Annotated in this window: 17 protein-coding genes; all 17 read left to right on the top strand. The window is 43.1% G+C overall.

Annotated features, from left to right (window positions below):
* Position 1: 1 nt before the first annotated feature.
* The 17 genes from ABZ559_RS02010 (at position 2) to ABZ559_RS02090 (ending at position 16,203) form a co-directional block, all read left to right on the top strand.
* Complete coding sequence (locus ABZ559_RS02010; RefSeq protein WP_367007114.1) at positions 2–1,624, top strand: phage minor capsid protein; 1,623 nt, start codon at positions 2–4, stop codon at positions 1,622–1,624.
* Positions 1,621–1,836, top strand: coding sequence for a hypothetical protein (locus tag ABZ559_RS02015; protein WP_155778306.1), 216 nt, complete (start codon positions 1,621–1,623; stop codon positions 1,834–1,836). The genes ABZ559_RS02010 and ABZ559_RS02015 overlap by 4 nt, the downstream gene beginning before the upstream one ends.
* A 52-nt stretch (positions 1,837–1,888) precedes the next feature.
* On the top strand, positions 1,889–2,113 hold the full coding sequence (locus ABZ559_RS02020) for a hypothetical protein (RefSeq protein WP_367007116.1): 225 nt from the start codon (positions 1,889–1,891) through the stop codon (positions 2,111–2,113).
* A gap of 160 nt (positions 2,114–2,273) precedes the next feature.
* The gene (locus ABZ559_RS02025) at positions 2,274–2,852 is read left to right on the top strand and encodes a phage scaffolding protein (protein ID WP_074412922.1); all 579 of its coding nucleotides are present in this window, start codon (positions 2,274–2,276) and stop codon (positions 2,850–2,852) included.
* Positions 2,853–2,880: 28 nt separating this feature from the next.
* On the top strand, positions 2,881–3,705 hold the full coding sequence (locus ABZ559_RS02030) for a N4-gp56 family major capsid protein (protein WP_367007117.1): 825 nt from the start codon (positions 2,881–2,883) through the stop codon (positions 3,703–3,705).
* Between the two features lie 11 nt (positions 3,706–3,716).
* The gene (locus tag ABZ559_RS02035) at positions 3,717–3,917 is read left to right on the top strand and encodes a hypothetical protein (RefSeq protein WP_043035864.1); all 201 of its coding nucleotides are present in this window, start codon (positions 3,717–3,719) and stop codon (positions 3,915–3,917) included.
* 6 nt (positions 3,918–3,923) lie between these two features.
* Entirely contained in the window at positions 3,924–4,121 is a 198-nt protein-coding gene (locus ABZ559_RS02040) for a hypothetical protein (RefSeq protein ID WP_044981541.1), read from the top strand.
* Positions 4,122–4,136: 15 nt separating this feature from the next.
* Positions 4,137–4,544 carry a hypothetical protein gene (locus tag ABZ559_RS02045; RefSeq protein ID WP_367007119.1) on the top strand — a complete coding sequence of 136 codons (408 nt, stop codon included), beginning with the start codon at positions 4,137–4,139 and terminating at the stop codon, positions 4,542–4,544.
* Positions 4,531–4,872, top strand: a complete 342-nt coding sequence (locus ABZ559_RS02050; protein ID WP_367007120.1) for a putative minor capsid protein — start codon at positions 4,531–4,533, stop codon at positions 4,870–4,872. The genes ABZ559_RS02045 and ABZ559_RS02050 overlap by 14 nt, the downstream gene beginning before the upstream one ends.
* Positions 4,872–5,234, top strand: coding sequence for a minor capsid protein (locus ABZ559_RS02055; protein WP_043035868.1), 363 nt, complete (start codon positions 4,872–4,874; stop codon positions 5,232–5,234). Before ABZ559_RS02050 ends, ABZ559_RS02055 begins: the two co-directional genes overlap by 1 nt.
* Positions 5,231–5,632 carry a minor capsid protein gene (locus ABZ559_RS02060; RefSeq protein ID WP_367007122.1) on the top strand — a complete coding sequence of 134 codons (402 nt, stop codon included), beginning with the start codon at positions 5,231–5,233 and terminating at the stop codon, positions 5,630–5,632. The genes ABZ559_RS02055 and ABZ559_RS02060 overlap by 4 nt, the downstream gene beginning before the upstream one ends.
* Positions 5,633–6,094 (top strand): phage tail protein, encoded by a 462-nt coding sequence (locus ABZ559_RS02065; RefSeq protein WP_367007124.1) that lies wholly within the window; start codon positions 5,633–5,635, stop codon positions 6,092–6,094. It begins immediately after the preceding gene.
* Between the two features lie 60 nt (positions 6,095–6,154).
* On the top strand, positions 6,155–6,514 hold the full coding sequence (locus ABZ559_RS02070) for a hypothetical protein (RefSeq protein WP_277846837.1): 360 nt from the start codon (positions 6,155–6,157) through the stop codon (positions 6,512–6,514).
* 1 nt (position 6,515) lies between these two features.
* A complete protein-coding gene (locus tag ABZ559_RS02075) occupies positions 6,516–7,115 on the top strand; it encodes a Gp15 family bacteriophage protein (RefSeq protein ID WP_043035872.1) in 600 nt (199 codons plus the stop codon).
* Positions 7,116–7,135: 20 nt separating this feature from the next.
* A complete protein-coding gene (locus ABZ559_RS02080) occupies positions 7,136–10,693 on the top strand; it encodes a tape measure protein (RefSeq protein WP_367007127.1) in 3,558 nt (1,185 codons plus the stop codon).
* On the top strand, positions 10,693–12,189 hold the full coding sequence (locus tag ABZ559_RS02085) for a distal tail protein Dit (protein WP_367007129.1): 1,497 nt from the start codon (positions 10,693–10,695) through the stop codon (positions 12,187–12,189). Before ABZ559_RS02080 ends, ABZ559_RS02085 begins: the two co-directional genes overlap by 1 nt.
* Before the next feature lie 3 nt (positions 12,190–12,192).
* Complete coding sequence (locus ABZ559_RS02090) at positions 12,193–16,203, top strand: phage tail spike protein (protein ID WP_367007131.1); 4,011 nt, start codon at positions 12,193–12,195, stop codon at positions 16,201–16,203.
* Positions 16,204–16,211 lie beyond the last annotated feature (8 nt).

Raw genomic sequence — 16,211 nt, forward strand, 5'->3', positions numbered from 1 at the left:
GATGGCTGATGACAAGAAGAAACCAATCAAGCTCAATGATGAGCAGCTAATGCTTGACGCTAGTCAGGTTGCAGACATCTATCATCAGCTTACTCTTGATCTATTTGACCAAGTTATAGACCGTATCAAAGAGCGTGGTTCTGCCAGTCTTGATGACAATCCCTATATCTGGCAATTAGAGAAGATGAATGAGATGGGTCTGCTCAATGAGGACAACCTCAAGCTCATTTCAGACCGCTCAGGAATTGCTGAGGAACAGCTAAGGTATGTCATCCAAAACGAGGGATACCAAATCTACAAGAACACCAAAGAGCAACTATTAGAGGCTACTGGTGGTGATTTTGTGGCTAACAGCCTCATACAGACTAATCTTGCAGCTTATGTCAATCAGACCATGGGAGATATTAACAACCTTATCAATACCACGCTACCAAAGAGCGTGAGAGAGGTTTACCAGTCTATCATTGAGGAGGCCACAGCAAAAGTTGTCACAGGTTTAGCAACATCAGACAAGGCTATTTCTGATACGGTCATGAAATGGGCCCAAAAGGGCTTTTATGGCTTTACTGATAGTAAAGGGAAACATTGGAAAGCTGATACCTATGCTAGACAGGTTATCAAGTCAACGGCTTGGCGTGTCTATCGTGAGGTCAGAATGGCTCCAGCTGAGGAATTAGGGATAGATACCTACTACTACTCCAAGAAAGCTACAGCAAGGGAAATGTGTGCACCTCTGCAACATCAGATAGTCACTACTGGAGTTGCTAGAACTGAAAAGGGTGAGCGTATCCTAGCATTATCAGATTATGGATACGGATCAGCTGGAGGATGTCTTGGTATCAACTGTTACCATGAAATCACACCTTTTGTGGTCGGTGCTAACTACAAACCTGATTTACCAGACAATCTCAAGGACTTAACGCCTGAACAGGCTATCGAAAACGCCAACGTACAAGCCAAACAGAGAGCCCTAGAGCGGTCTATCAGACAATCCAAGGAATTTCTGCACGTTGCAGAGAAACTTGGAGACCAAGAACTGATAGACAAGTATAAGAACAAGGTAAGGATACAGCAGGGAGCAATGAGGGACTATCTCAGACAGCACCCATTCCTACACCGTGATTATGCTAGGGAGAAATACTATGATGACCCCTATACCAAAGCTAAGAAAGAAATCAAGGTCAGAAAAGAACTTGAGAAACTTGAAAAGCACAGGGCAGAACAAAAAGAAATGCGTGATAAGTTCAATTCAGCTGTCAAAAGTGGTATAATTAAGACAGAAATTAACAATGAGCATTTTGAAAACCATGTCAGAGGAACTAAGGGATATGACAAATATCTCCAGAAAAACCTTGAAAAAGGAGCGCCTCCGCCAAGTTATCTGACAATCACTAAAGAAGAATGTCAGGCACTTGTAGACAGGTATGCTGGAACAGGGCAATTTAAGTACAATCCCAAATCAAACAAAATGCAAGAAATCATCTCACAAAACAAACCGATAGGAACTTATATAGACCCTAGAACTGGTGAAGTAATTGAGAACGCTACTGATTTCCGTATTCATTACAGTAAAACTGGTTCACATATTGTGCCAACTATCAAAGGGAAAGGAGACCGTAAATGAGTAAGCAACTTTGGAACTACCTACGTTCAACAGTCCAGGTAGTCAATAGTGATGGCGAAATTATCAAAGGACTTGTCACAGATTTTGTTGATGAAATGGATAATGACGAACAAGATGAAATCACTATCCTCATTGACGGCTCAAGTCCTGATGAGCCTACAGAAGTCTCTCTGTATGAGAGCGAGATTGTTTCAATCCAAGTAGTCGCTTAGTGCTTAGTTCAATCTAGGCACTTTTCTTATACCCAAAAAACAGGAGGAAACCATGAATAAACGCATTAAAAAGAAACGTGAACTTGAGGGCAAAGTCAAGTATCTTGAGTCTATGCTTGATTATGCTATTCATGAAATCATTAGGCAAGATAAAGAAATTGAGGAACTGAAACAGATTAGCTCACGCAATGCTCAGGCTACTAACTCAAGATTTGATTATCTTGAGAAAAAGGTAGCTGATAAGGCCTCTAAAAAGTCTTGGCTTAGTCGCAAGTAAGGAGGTGGTCACTCATCTTGACTGGTAGGAAAGACTACTTGAAACTACTCAAAAATACTTAAACCGTCTGGATTTCCAAACGGTTTTTATTTTGCCCTGGATATGGCGTAAAAGTGTCTGTATCTCAGTCCCTCGTGACGTAAAACAAAGGAGTTAAGACATGAGTCTTAAACGTGAGATGTTGGTTGACGCAGGTATCACAGATAACAGCGTGCTAGATAATATCATGCAAGCGTACGGTGCAGGTATTGAAAATGCGAAAGCACAGGCTAAGTCTGAGGTACAGGCAGAAAACGACAGCTTAAAACAACAGCTTGAGCAACAGAACCAAGCTATCAAGGACTTGCAGGCTAAAGAGGGAGCTAGTAAGGAAAGCAAGCAGCAGCTGGCAGACTTACAGGCTCAATTTGACCAGTACAAGACTGATAGTGAGACTAAACTTGCTCAGGTCACAAAAACAAACGCTGTAGCCCTTGCTTTGAAAGATGTGGGAGCTTACAACTCAGAGGACTTGATGAAGTTCATTGACCTAGACAAGATTGAGCTAGGGGAAGATGGAAAGCCTATCTTAGAGGACACAATCAACAACCTCAAAGAGTCAAGCCCTTATCTATTCCAAAGTGGAGATCCACAGCCTAACCCTAAGATTTCTGTTGGAGGCAATCCAGCCGCTGGTAGTGGTGATGATGGTCTTTCAGCAGAAGATAAAGCACTGTTTGCAGGCTTTGATAGCGTGTAAACCCAAAAAAGAAAAGAGGTAATTTTACATGGTAGTAAACTATGCAGCTAAATTTGATAACAAAGTTGATGAACGCTTTGCTAAAGAGGCTCTCTCAACAGGCATTATCAACCAAGATTTTGATTTCACAGGCGTTGATACAGTCAAGGTCTACTCAGTTCCAACATCAGGAATGAACGATTACAAGACTACAGGACAGAACCGCTACGGTACAGCTGAGGAACTTGGTAACACCGTTCAAACTATGGTACTCAAGAAAGACCGTTCTTTCACTTTCACCATTGACAAAAAATCTGAACAAGACACTAATGGTGTCATGGAGGCAGGTAAAGCTCTTGCACGCCAGCTCTCAGAAGTTGTTATCCCAGAAGTTGATACCTACCGCTTTGCAACTATCGTAGCTGGTGCAGCCCCTGAACACATCAAGACAGCAGCAATCACCAAAGATGACGCTTATGAGGCAGTCCTAGATGGTCAGGTAGCTCTTACAGACGCACTCATCCCAACAGCAGGCCGTGTCTTGCATGTATCTCCTAAGTTCTACAAACTTATCAAACTTGACCCAACCTTTGTGAAAAACTCTGACCTTGGCCAAGAAATCACAATCAAAGGTCAAGTAGGTATGATTGACGGCTTGCCAGTTGTCCTTACACCTACATCACGCTTGCCACAAAATGTAGAGTTCATTATTGCTCATCCTGTGGCAACTACATCTCCTGTTAAGTTGGAAGACTACAAGATCCACGACAACCCACCAGGAATTAACGGTAAACTCGTTGAGGGTCGTATCCGTTATGACGCTTTTGTCCTTGACAACAAGAAAAAAGCTATCTACGTTCACAAATCAGCGTAAGGAGGTAAGTAATGGCTAGAAAGAAAGCTGAGGAAACCACAGAGGAAGTGGTGGAAACACAAGAAGTAGCTGAGGAAACCACAGAGGAAGTGGTGGAAACAGTTTCTATCAAAAAGTCAGTCACTTTAACTAAAGATGGGGTATCATTTACCCTGTCTGACCCTATCATGATTTCAGCCTTTGAGAACCAAGGCTATGAAGTGGAGGAATAACGAAAAATGGCAAAATTCAAAGCAACATCAAACGTGGTTTTTGTTATTGATGGCAAAGAAAAGCATTTTGATGAAAATGGTGTATATGACATGGAAGTAAAGACAGCTGAGGAGCTAAATGCTAAAGGGAAACTTACTCACCCCGAACTCAGTCCATTCTTTGAACGTGTCGAAGAAGAAAAAGCAGCAAAGGCGGAGAAATAACACCGCCTTTTTTAATTGGAGGTGGTTACTATCGCTTATTTAACTGAAAAAGAATTTGAGGACTTTGGTTTTGATGAAGTTGAGGACTTTGACAAATTACTAAAGAGAGCTGAGGTGTCTGTCAACCTCTTTCTTAATGGTTTCTATGACTTTGTGGACTTTGAGAAAGAAATTGAGCACAGAAAGCAGGCTGTCAAAATGTCAACAGCTTTCCAAGTGGCTTATCTGGACGCCAGCGGTATCATGACTGCTGATGACAAGCAATCAGTAGCCAGCGTGTCGCTTGGTCGTACCTCTGTCAGCTACAGAGACACTTCTCAGACATCTTTGGAAAGTGCTAGGTATAATTTATCACTTGACGCTCTGAACGCTCTGAAAGGAGCAGGATTTGGCTACAGGGGGGTAGGTTATGACAGACATTGACAAGCGTTTGTTAGTTGATACTGTGACAATCCAAAAGACCACAGAGGAACTAGATGGCTGGGGTAAGGCTGTATTAGCTGACCCAGTCACTCTGAGTCATGTTAGGTTTGATAGACAGTATCAAGTCCAAGGGACGCAAAATAACCGCAAAGAGTCCAAACCTAGCCTTTTGTTTGTGTATCCTAAATATTGCCCAGTAGTCCTAGACAAAACCTTTGAAAATGCCATAGTAAGAGACGGAGAGACAGAGTACAGGGTTACTACTGTAGTTCCTGTCAGCTATCCTCATAATAAGAAAATCTTTTGTTATGAGCTGGAGTGTATCTGATGGGGACTAGCGTTTCTGTCAAAATTGACCTAAAAGGCATTGAGAAAAAGGTATCATCATCAGCCTTGGCCAAAGGTAAGCTAGCTATTGCTAATCAGATGATGATTGACATGCAACCATTTATCCCACGAAAAAGTGGAGAATTAAGTGGTAGCGGTCAAGCAACAAGAGATGGGGTAAGATACCCTGGACCTTATGCAAGAGCCCAATTTTACGGATCTAGCTACAACAAGCGTAGGAGCTTTACTTTTAGCCGTTACACCACTCCTGGAACAGGTAAGCGTTGGGATTTGAAAGCCTCAGCATTACATGTTAAGGATTGGGGTAAGACTGGTCTTAGAGCAATGGGAGTTAAAGCATGAACAACAACGATTTTTCAGAAGTCCTTAGAGATTTCATCAACGCACTAAACCTACCTCTGACTTGTAGACTTGATTACTTGTCAGAGAAAGAGGGCTTAGTCCTCTATCCTTTGCCTGGTGGCAAGGTTGAAAAAGAGTACATGAACGGAAAGCAAGATATTAGTCTTGTATTTGAAGTGGCAATCAAAACCACTGATCACCAAAAGACAAGCTCTATCCTGTGGGCTATCAACTATGCTCTTGCTGATTTCAACCTAGAGCTACCTAGTCAAAATAATTCATATCAATTCAGAGGCCTTGAAGTATCACAGCCATTCCTTAATGACCGTGATGACCAAGGCTTTTATGTTTACATGCTGGATATTACAGCACGTTTAGAAACAAATGGAGGAAATTAAATGCCAAAAATGAAAAACGCCAAGCGTAAACACTATGTAGCGCCTTGGTTATCAACAGCACCAACAACCGAGCCAGCAACTGACGCTTGGAAATGGCTTGCTGACGGTGTCACTACCGCTGAGGTTGAAAGTGACGAAGAAACAGATGATGTAGCGTACTACAACGGTGACGGTACACCAGAAACTACCGTGGTATCTGTCAAATATGGTTATACCTTTGAGGGTGACTACATCAAGGAAGACGCAGCCCAGAAAATCATTGCTGATATGCGTTTCTTAACTGGAGACCAGCGTAAAGTGTGGTTCAAAGTTGTTGACCCAGATGGCAAGACACAGTATTCAGGAGTTGCAACCGTATCTGAAATTAAAATCGGAGGCGGTGAGGCGTCTGAATTTGAGGCTTTTGAATGCACGATCAGCTGGAACTCAGTACCTAAACAATCTGCTGTAGTCGGTGGATAAAGTAGCTTAGGGGAGTGAATGTACTCCCCTTTTTTTAATTTGATTAGTAGGAGAAAACAAATGGTAGTAATTAAAAAGCGTAGCAATGTCATTCCTGTAGAGTTTGATGGTTTTACCCTTGAATTTTTAGCCAATGACAAAAATATCCGCAACATGGAGGCGGTTGGTAAAAAGTTAAAAAACGAAGGTCAGAAAGTAGCGGATACCGAAGATGAGAAAGCCTTTGACGCTTTGCAAACTATGGTAAAAGAGTCATGGGTTGACCTATTTGATGAGGAGGCATACAACAAGGTTTACGCTTACTCTGATGAGTCTACGGTTGACACTATGGTCTACTTGCTAGAAACAATCTCAGGAGTTGTAAGCGAATGGGAAAAACGTAACAACGGTGACGCACTCAAGAAGTATCTAGGTGACTGATATGCTGGACTTATCAAGGAAATTGACAGATGAGTTAGTCCTTGGTGATGATGTGTATCCAATGAATATAGCTTTTAACAAGGTTTTGAAAGTTATGGAGCTGATCAATGATGATGAGTTTGATGACATCTACAAGCCTTATCTAGCTATTCAGATGTTTACTGGTGTTGATTTTACGGAGGCTTTAGCCCCTGAACAAGCAACAGCCATCTTTAAGCTAATTTTTGAAGAACACATCAGAATTATTCCAGCTAAAGAAACCGCCCCAGTGCTTGACCTAGCAGGCAATCCAATCAAGAGTAAGATACGCTCTAAGAGTCAATCAGAAGACGGTGAGCGACTCTTTAGCTTGAAGTATGACGCTGAGTATATTTACTCATCATTCATGCAGGCCTACGGAATTGATTTGATTGACGCTCAGAACAGCTTGCATTGGAAAAAATTCAACGCCCTACTGAATGGGCTACCTAGTGATACTAAGTTTGCTGAGGTGCTCAAAATACGCTCTTATAAGCCACAAAAAGGCGATAGCAAGAAGTATAAAGAGAGCATGAAACGGCTCAAGAAAGAGTATGCACTACCAAAAGATTTTGACTACTAATCAGGAAAGGAGAGAAAACTATGGCAGATGGTTCAGTTACTATCAAGGTTGACCTAGACGGTTCTAGTGCCCAGTCAGGAGTCAGCAAATTAAAAACCTTGTTAGGTGGACTAGAAAGCACAGGCTCAAAAGTTGGGTCTGTTTTTAAGTCGGTTTTAGGAGCTAACCTGATTAGCTCTGCCCTCACTACTGGTATTGGTGTTGTTACTGGTAATATCCAAAATCTCGCAAGAGAGGCTATGTCTGCTAGTGACGGTCTACAAAAATTTGAGTCTACTATGAGTTTTGGTGGATATGATGGCGCAACTATTAAGAAAGCTAGAGCTGATGTCAAAGAATATGCTGACCAAACTGTTTATGACATCAATGATGTAGCTAACACTACAGCTCAATTAGCCTCAAATGGTATTAAAAACTATACAGAACTTACGCAAGCAGCAGGGAACTTGAATGCTGTAGCTGGTGGTAATGCAAATACTTTTAAAACAGTTGGTATGGTTATGACCCAAACAGCAGGGGCTGGAAAACTAACCACTGAAAACTGGAATCAACTTGCAGACGCTATCCCTGGTGCAAGCGGAAAGTTACAAGAGGCAATGCTCAAAAATGGAGCATATACTGGTAATTTTCGTGAGGCTATGGAAAAAGGTCAGATTACAGCGGAAGAATTTAACCAAGCTATTACTGACTTAGGTATGACAGATGTTGCAAAAGAGGCAGCTACTTCTACAGCAACATTTGAGGGAGCAATAGGCAACTTACAGGCGACTATCGTTAGTGGCCTTTTGAACGTCGTTGACAAGGCTAAACCCAAACTAATTGAGCTTATCAATTCTGTCACTTCATTTGCTGGAAAAATAGGTGACGCTCTGGGTAATCTTGATATTGAGGGTATTATCTCTAAAGTCAGCAGCACTATCTCAAATGTGGTTTCTAAGGTTCAGACTTTCTGGACAGCTTTTTCCAATACAGGGGCAGTTACTGCTTTTGTTGGAGCTATCCAGAGTATAGCTGGTGCTTTAGGTCATGTATGGGATAGCTTGACTGCCTCAAGCGTTCTAAACACTTTAGCTAGTGTACTTGGCAATGTGGTCAAGTGGCTTTCACAGGCTGCAACTGTAGCAGCTAACTTTATCAGCTCACTACCTGCTGGAGCAATTCAAGCGATTGTAGGAGGCTTAGTCGGTTTAGTAGCAGGGTTCAAGGCTTTTAATTTCCTGAAATCCTTTAACCCATTCAACCTATTCAAGCAAAATGCCACAAGCGGTGTGAGTGGTGCTACATCAGTTGTTAGGTCAGCTAGTGCAAGCGTGGTCTCAATTATCCGTAGCCTTGGCCAAAGTGTAGCAACTGCTGCTAGAGGAATTGGACAGGGCATAGGTGCCGCTTTTCGTGGTATTGGTCAAGGCTTGGCTATGGTCAATCCTGCCACTATCGCAGCCTTGGCAGTACCTATCTTGGCACTTGGTGCAGCCTTTGCCTTAATGGGTATGCAAGGACAAGGGATAGCTACAATCTTACAAGGTATGGGGAGTGTTATTGTCAGCGTTGGTACGGCTATAGGGACTATCCTCAATCTAGCACTACAAGGCTTGGCTCAGGCTTTGGTTATTGTAGCCCCTGTGTTGCCTACCATTGCCTCAGCTTTTGCTATGCTATCTCCTGTGATTATAGCGGCAGGAGCGGCAATCAGTATGATTGTCAGCTCATTCAGTAGCCTTGCTCCAGTCATCACAGCACTAGGCACAGCATTGAGTCAAGTCATTACTGCTATCAGTTCTGGTATTGCCCAAATTGCTACGGCTGTGACCCCTATTGTGGCAATCATCTCTAATGCCTTTGTGCAGGTCGTGACTGTGGTATCTCAAGCTATAGTCCAAATCATTCAGGCGTTAGCACCATTCATACCAGCTATTACTCAAATGGTTCAAGCGGTCGCTCCAGTATTGCAGTCATTAGTTGAGGCTTTCAATAATCTCATCAGTCAGATTAGCCCTATCATTGATAGTTTGACCCAACTACTCCAAACCTTTGGGGAACAGGTCAGCTCAATCTTAGAGAGTGCTGGTAGTGTGGTAGAGTCTTTTGGCTCTGCTATCCGCAATGTGCTTGATGGAGTGGCTGGCATTTTTGAGAGTATGGGGAATGCGGCCAAAAACGCAGGTCAAGGCGTTAAGTTGATGGCTCAAGGTATCAAGATGTTAGTTGATCTAAAACTAGGGGACTTAGTCGGAACCTTGGCGGCAGTTGCTACTGGTTTGACAGCTATTGCTGGCTCAGGTATTGCCTCAGCAGGACCAGGATTGCAACAAGCAGGAACTGGACTTAGACTAATTGCAACATCAGCACAAGTGGCAAGTGTGGCAATGCAAGCCTTACCTGCTGCTTTTAGTTCCCTGAGCTCAAGCATTGGAACATTACCAAGCGCTATGACTACAGCTGGTTCTGCCATGATGTCTTTTGCAAGTGCAGTCATGGCCTCTTTTGCAGGCTTGGCAGGGTCAACTGCTAGTATCTCTGCTTTGCAAGGTCGATTAACGGCATTGTCAGCCTCAATGATGATGGCACAAACTGGAGCTGCTGCAATGTCAGCAGGTTTTTCAGCAGTATCTGCTGTTATAGGTGCCCTTGGCGGCATACTTGGAACAGTGCCAGCTAGATTTACAGCTATTACCACATCAGCAATGATGGCACGGACATCAATCATGCAACTAGCTACATCAGCTCCTATGGTTGCCTCAGGTTTTGCCAGCATTTCAAGTGCTGCAACATCAGCAATGACTCAGCTAAATTCTGCTGTACGCTCTGCTATGACACAGGCAGTATCTACCATGCGTTCAAGTATGCAACAGATGGTGTCTGTTGTAAGGCAGTCAGCTAGTCAGATGACACAAGCAGGACAGCAAGCAGGGCGTGGCGTTTCAAATGGTGTGACAAATGGTATCCGTTCTGGCATTGGATCAGCTACGGCTGCAATGTCTGCCATGGTAAACGCAATCCGCTCAACAGCAATGGCTGGAGCTGGAGCTATGCGTGGAGTTGGTGCTATGATTGGGCAAGGTTTGGCTCAAGGTATGTATTCAGCTTTGGGAGCTGTAACAGCCGCAGCTAATGCCTTAGTAGCACAAGCCGAGAGAGCAGCACAGGCTAAAGCTAAAATCCATTCACCATCACGCCTGTTTAGGGATAATGTGGGGCGATACATTGCCCAAGGTATCGCTGTAGGTATTGAAAAAAATACCTCTGATGTGACTGACAGCCTTGCCTATGTCCAAAAAGAGATGTCAGCCTTTAAGTTTGGTGCTGAGGAGTTGCTTGGCTTAGGCAATAGTTCTCTGTCTAGTCAATTCAAGCTCAAATCCATCACAGAGCGTGCAGAAATGAGCCAAATTGAGATTATCAGAGATCAAGCAGACCAAGCACTCACCAGAGCTCTTGAAGTTGCTGAGCAAGCCGTCAAGCGTCCTGTTAACATGGTTCTTGATGATGGTACTCTTGTTGCCAAGATTGGACAACCAATGACGAACTACCAAAATGACAAAATTAAGATTGATAACATGATGAGGGGGATTGTCTGATGAATAATGACACTATCACTATTAACGGATTTGACCTCTCTGAGGTTATCCGAATTATTGAAATTATCCGCCCTGTTGGCAATGAGCGTAGCATTGAAACTAATGACGCTCCACTCTTGGGAGTGAACTTGCAAGAAGTAAGAACAGGGGCTAAGTTTATAAAGGTCAAGTTTGCCATGCAAGAAAGAGATGGCATGACACTTGAACAAGCTAAACACACTTTGGCAGGGGTATTCAATACCTCTGAGGCTGTCAGGATTGTTATCTCTGATGAGCCTGATAAGTATTATATGGGACTTGTTACAGGCTCTGTGGATATGGACAATGTGACAAGATGGTTCCAAAAAGGAGAATTTGAGCTACTTATACCTGACGGAGTAGCCCATAGCACCACTTACCGTGTTTTTGATAATGGCACGGTATCAGCTGACAAGATTGTTTTTAACCTAATCAATGATGGCAACGTGCCAGCTTTCCCTGTGGTTACTGTCAAGAATAACGCTGAAAATGGCTACATTGGTTTAGTCAATACCAGCGGTGCTCTTGAGGTTGGTGATCGTGAGGAGGCTGATACTGTACAAGTTAAACAGTCTGAGCTACTCTTTGACTACCGTGACAGTAAAATCACCAATGGTCTTAGTGCAGCCGCAAAGAACGTGGCTATTTTGAATGACACATCACAGAGTTTGAGAGGTACCGTGGCAAGTGTGGACTGGTCAGGACGCAAGCATTTGTTTTTACAAAATGCAGGAGGCACAACTGGAAACAATGCAGGTAGTTTGACATGGAATATCCCAGCGGATAGCTCAGGGGCTACAGGCTCTCTGAATGATTACATCTGGTGGCGTCAAGTTTTTTGGCTTGGTGCCGCTAACCAATACGGCTTTATCAAGCTGACCGTCTCTGATGAACAGGGGCGGTTTTTGTATGGAGTGGAAACCTTTAAGCGTTACAACGGTCTAGGTTGTGAGTATAACTTTATGGCTGCTGACGGTAAAGGTGGATACAACATGATTAAACAGTGGACTTTCACAGGAACTCACCTAGATAGCCAAAATCCATTCAATGAGCCTAGAGGTTGGTCAGACCTCAAGCGAAATGATGACAAGGTAACCGTCTTTTGGTGGGGTTCTTACAATACTTTTGTTATTCCTGAAATCAAGGGTAGAAAGTCAGCTAAAGTCCATGTAGCATTTGGGGCTTTGGGTAATAAACCACTGGTAGCTAGGATGTACTTGGACAGTATTTTTTACAGAAAAGACTTTGTTTCTGTGACAAAGGATATTCCTAACCGTTATCCGATTGGCTCAAACATTATTCTTAATAGCGAGAATGACACAGTTACTGTGGACGGCTTGGAGCGTATTGTGGACATTGTCCACGGCTCCACGTTTCTTACTATTCCACCTGGTAGGTCTACTCTTGAGGTCTATTCCTCAAGTTGGGTCAGGACAAAGCCCACAGTCAAGATAGAATTTGAAGAAAGGTACTTATAGCTTATGTTATTGACAATTCATGACGCAAGTTTGAGAAAAGTTTCTTTTATTGATAATGATAAACAAGCTACGCTGAATTATTTCAACGATACATGGACTAGGTACCTTGAAACAGGTTCTAGTACATTTGATTTCACAGTATTCAAAAAGGCCATCATTTCAGATGTGGGGCGTAAGCGTGCCTACAACTATCTGAATGAGAAAGCCTTTGTTTCATTTCAGTACAAAGGCAAGACTTATCTGCACACGATCCGCAAAATTGAGGAAAATGAGCAAGTTATCAAGTGTTATGGTATCAATCTGAACCTTGAACTTATCAATGAGTATGCAAATCCATATAAAGCACCTAAGGCTATGACTTTCAAAGAATACTGTGACGCTATGGACTTGCTAAACTTTACATTCTTGAAAATTGGAGTCAATGAGATTTCTACTCAGAAAATTTCTGCTGAGTGGGAGGGGACAGATACCAAACTCAACCGTCTACTCAGTCTAGCTAAGAAATTTGGTGCAGAAATTGAATTTGACACTCACCTTAACGCTGATAGCTCCATCAAGTCTTTTGTTGTCAATGTCTATCATGAGAATGATGACGATCATCATGGAGTAGGGCGTGTCAGCCCTACTATTTTGAAGTACGGCAAAAACCTCAAGACACTTACTAGGACAGTAGATAAAACCAATGTCTACAACATGATTAGACCAACTGGGAAAGATGACCAAGGTAACACGGTTACTATCTCAGGTCTTGGTGCATGGTCTGTCAATAACTCTAAAGGTGAACGTGAATTTTATCAGGCAGGAGAGGGGCTATATGCTCCTCTTTCTATGCAGATGTATCCAGCAGCCTTTACAAGTGGCACAATGGGTGACCAGTGGATAAGAAAGGATATGACTGTAGAGAGTTCAAATCCTGAGGTTATCCGCTCAACAGCGTACCGAGAACTTAAAAAGAACTGTTATCCAGCTGTTACTTACGAGGCGGAGGGCTTTGCTGACCTTGAAATAGGGGATACTGTCCAAGTTTATGATGACGGCTTTAGTCCTGTTCTATTGCTTGAAATGAGGGTGTCTGAGCAAACCATTAGCTTTACCAATCCTAAGAACAACAAGACAACCTTTTCAAATGCTAAGGCACTTGAAAATCTCTTGTCTCAGGGTATTCAGGAGCGTCTAGATCGTATGATTGAAGACGCTAAGCCTTATACCGTAAAGGTCTCCACCAATAACGGCACAGCCTTTAAGAATGGGCAAGGACAATCAGTTGTGACACCTACTCTGATGAAAGGCAACAAGGTCATCAATAGTGGCTGGCGTTGGGTTGTCAACGGTGAGATTAAAGCAACTAGCCCTACATATATTGTCAAAGCCGCTGACATCAATCAGACTATGGTGCTGACTATCGCTGCATGGATTGATAATCAAGAAGTAGCCTCTGAACAAATCACATTCCTAAATGCCTCTGACGGTCTAAAAGGTGATAAAGGAGACCCTGGTCGTGATGGTATTGCTGGTAAGAATGGTGTAGGCTTACAATCTACAGTCATTACCTATGCCTCATCTAGCTCAGGAACAAATGCCCCTAGCACAGGTTGGGGGAATACTGTTCCAACAGTTCCTCCTGGTCAATATCTTTGGACTAAGACAGTCTGGAATTATTCAGACAGTACATCAGAGACAGGCTACTCAGTAGCTAGGATTGGTCAAGACGGAAATACTGGGCGTGATGGTATCGCAGGTAAAGACGGAGTTGGTATCCGAACAACTACAGTAGTCTATGCTGGTTCTACATCAGGAACAGTCCCACCTACAAGCGGTTGGTCTTCTCAAATTCCTAGCGTTTCCCCTGGTCAGTACCTCTGGACTAAAACCACATGGAGCTACACAGACAATACTAGCGAGACTGGTTTTTCTGTAGCTAAAATGGGTGAAACTGGTGCAAAGGGGGATAAAGGCGATACTGGACCACAAGGCCCTCAAGGAGAGAGAGGTATAGCTGGTGCGACAGGTGCGACAGGTTCCCCTGGTCCTAAAGGTGCAGATGGTCGGTCAAGTTATATCCACATCAAGTATGCTCCAGTAATCAACCCTACTGATAGTCAGATTACCGATACGCCAAATGCTTATATCGGTGTCTATACTGACTACAATCAGGCAGATAGCACTAGTGCAAGTGCCTACACTTGGTCAAAATGGCAAGGTAAAGATGGTGCAAACGGTGTGGCAGGAGCAAAAGGTGCAGATGGTAGGACTACCTATGTCCACTTTGCCTATGCCAATATGACGCTTGTTGCTACTGAAAACAGTAGCTTTACATTGCCAGAAAGGGCTATTGTCCGTTTTGGGAAAGATGATAATTGGTTATATAAGACATTTGACGCTGGTACCTATACGGCCAATCTTGCTACGTTTGGTAGTGATCCTTATCCTAGAATGCCTAAGGTGGCTGAGGTAGTCAGTGATTTTTCTGTTGAACAGAGTGCAAATAAGACATATGTTGGAGTTTATACGGACTACAACGAGTCTGATAGCACTAACCCAGCTAGCTACAGATGGACCCTTATCAAAGGCGAAAAAGGGGATAAGGGCGACAAAGGTGAGCGAGGCTTACAAGGTTTACAGGGTATTCAAGGTCCCAAAGGTGACCAAGGAATACCGGGAGAAAAAGGAGCTGATGGTCGCACCCAATACACCCACATTGCCTATGCTGATAATGCGACAGGGGGTGGATTTAGCCAGACTGACCAGACAAAAGCTTACATCGGTATGTATCAAGATTTCAATGCGACTGATAGCACAAATCCTACTGCTTACAGGTGGACAAAATGGCGAGGCTCTGACGGAGCGCAGGGTGTACCGGGTAAAGCTGGAGCAGATGGTAGGACACCATTTATCCATTTCGCCTATGCAAATAGTGCAGATGGTCTTACTGATTTTAGTACCACTCAGACAGGCAACAAGCGCTATTTAGGTACATACACCGATTTTACGCAAAACGATAGCACAGACCCTACTAAGTATAAGTGGACGGCACTATTTGATAACACACAGCTTGGTAGCCGTAATTTTGCATTATTGACGGCAGCTCAGACAAACGGAAATCAAGGGCGAATTTACACATTATCAGGAGAGGCTCTCAAGTGGCTAACCACTCAGCAGCTTTTTCTTACGTTTGATTATGTTGCCTCAACTGATGTCAAAGGGTTTAGGCTTAATCGTGTTATCAAATACAACAATGGTACTGGTGACCAGTGGGATTTCACCACTAATGACAAGGTTCTAGGTAAGCAATACATAGACACTAGTTCAGTTAAAAGTGGTACATATTCCCAACCGTGGCAATGGAAATCCTACACGAACTCCAGAACTAGTGACCTCATTAAGGAAATTTTCTTAAATCTCGATTTTGAGAGTGGTTCAAGTGGTACAGTAATCATCTCAAAACTTAGGGTCAACACGGGGACAGTATCAATGGACTGGATACCAGCGGTTGAAGATGTCAGTAATGATATTGACAGCAAAGCTGACCAAGTCCTAACCCAAGAGCAACTTAACGCACTAAATGAGAAAGCAGGTATTATCCAAGCTGAATTAGAGGCTAAGGCTAGTGCTGATACACTGGACAACTGGATTAAAGCCTATCAAGACTTTGTCAAAGCTAATGACACGGCTAGGGCACAGGCAGAAAAGGATTTGATTTCAGCTAGCCAACGTGTTTCCACGATTGCTAAAAACCTTGGAGAACTTTCTGACCGCTGGAATTTCATTGATACCTACATGAGTTCATCAAATGAGGGGCTAGTGATCGGTAAAAATGATGGTAGTTCAAGTATGATGTTCGATCCTAACGGTCGTATTTCCATGTTCTCAGCAGGTGTTGAGGTTATGTATATTTCTCAAGGTGTCATTCACATTGAAAATGGTATTTTCTCCAAAACTATTCAGATTGGACGGTTCAGAGAGGAGCAGTACCATCTCAACGCTGATATGAATGTAATTAGATATGTTGGATAAGGAGGTAA

Source organism: Streptococcus sp. ZY19097, assembly GCF_040731245.1.
GTDB classification, from domain to species: domain Bacteria; phylum Bacillota; class Bacilli; order Lactobacillales; family Streptococcaceae; genus Streptococcus; species Streptococcus orisratti.

Coding starts and splice junctions, on each gene's coding strand:
- ABZ559_RS02010 (WP_367007114.1), top strand. CDS start 2: ATGGCTGATGACAAGAAGAAACCAATCAAGCTCAATGATGAGCAGCTA.
- ABZ559_RS02015 (WP_155778306.1), top strand. CDS start 1,621: ATGAGTAAGCAACTTTGGAACTACCTACGTTCAACAGTCCAGGTAGTC.
- ABZ559_RS02035 (WP_043035864.1), top strand. CDS start 3,717: ATGGCTAGAAAGAAAGCTGAGGAAACCACAGAGGAAGTGGTGGAAACA.
- ABZ559_RS02050 (WP_367007120.1), top strand. CDS start 4,531: ATGACAGACATTGACAAGCGTTTGTTAGTTGATACTGTGACAATCCAA.
- ABZ559_RS02085 (WP_367007129.1), top strand. CDS start 10,693: ATGAATAATGACACTATCACTATTAACGGATTTGACCTCTCTGAGGTT.
- ABZ559_RS02075 (WP_043035872.1), top strand. CDS start 6,516: ATGCTGGACTTATCAAGGAAATTGACAGATGAGTTAGTCCTTGGTGAT.
- ABZ559_RS02030 (WP_367007117.1), top strand. CDS start 2,881: ATGGTAGTAAACTATGCAGCTAAATTTGATAACAAAGTTGATGAACGC.
- ABZ559_RS02025 (WP_074412922.1), top strand. CDS start 2,274: ATGAGTCTTAAACGTGAGATGTTGGTTGACGCAGGTATCACAGATAAC.
- ABZ559_RS02090 (WP_367007131.1), top strand. CDS start 12,193: ATGTTATTGACAATTCATGACGCAAGTTTGAGAAAAGTTTCTTTTATT.
- ABZ559_RS02040 (WP_044981541.1), top strand. CDS start 3,924: ATGGCAAAATTCAAAGCAACATCAAACGTGGTTTTTGTTATTGATGGC.
- ABZ559_RS02080 (WP_367007127.1), top strand. CDS start 7,136: ATGGCAGATGGTTCAGTTACTATCAAGGTTGACCTAGACGGTTCTAGT.
- ABZ559_RS02065 (WP_367007124.1), top strand. CDS start 5,633: ATGCCAAAAATGAAAAACGCCAAGCGTAAACACTATGTAGCGCCTTGG.
- ABZ559_RS02060 (WP_367007122.1), top strand. CDS start 5,231: ATGAACAACAACGATTTTTCAGAAGTCCTTAGAGATTTCATCAACGCA.
- ABZ559_RS02020 (WP_367007116.1), top strand. CDS start 1,889: ATGAATAAACGCATTAAAAAGAAACGTGAACTTGAGGGCAAAGTCAAG.
- ABZ559_RS02070 (WP_277846837.1), top strand. CDS start 6,155: ATGGTAGTAATTAAAAAGCGTAGCAATGTCATTCCTGTAGAGTTTGAT.
- ABZ559_RS02055 (WP_043035868.1), top strand. CDS start 4,872: ATGGGGACTAGCGTTTCTGTCAAAATTGACCTAAAAGGCATTGAGAAA.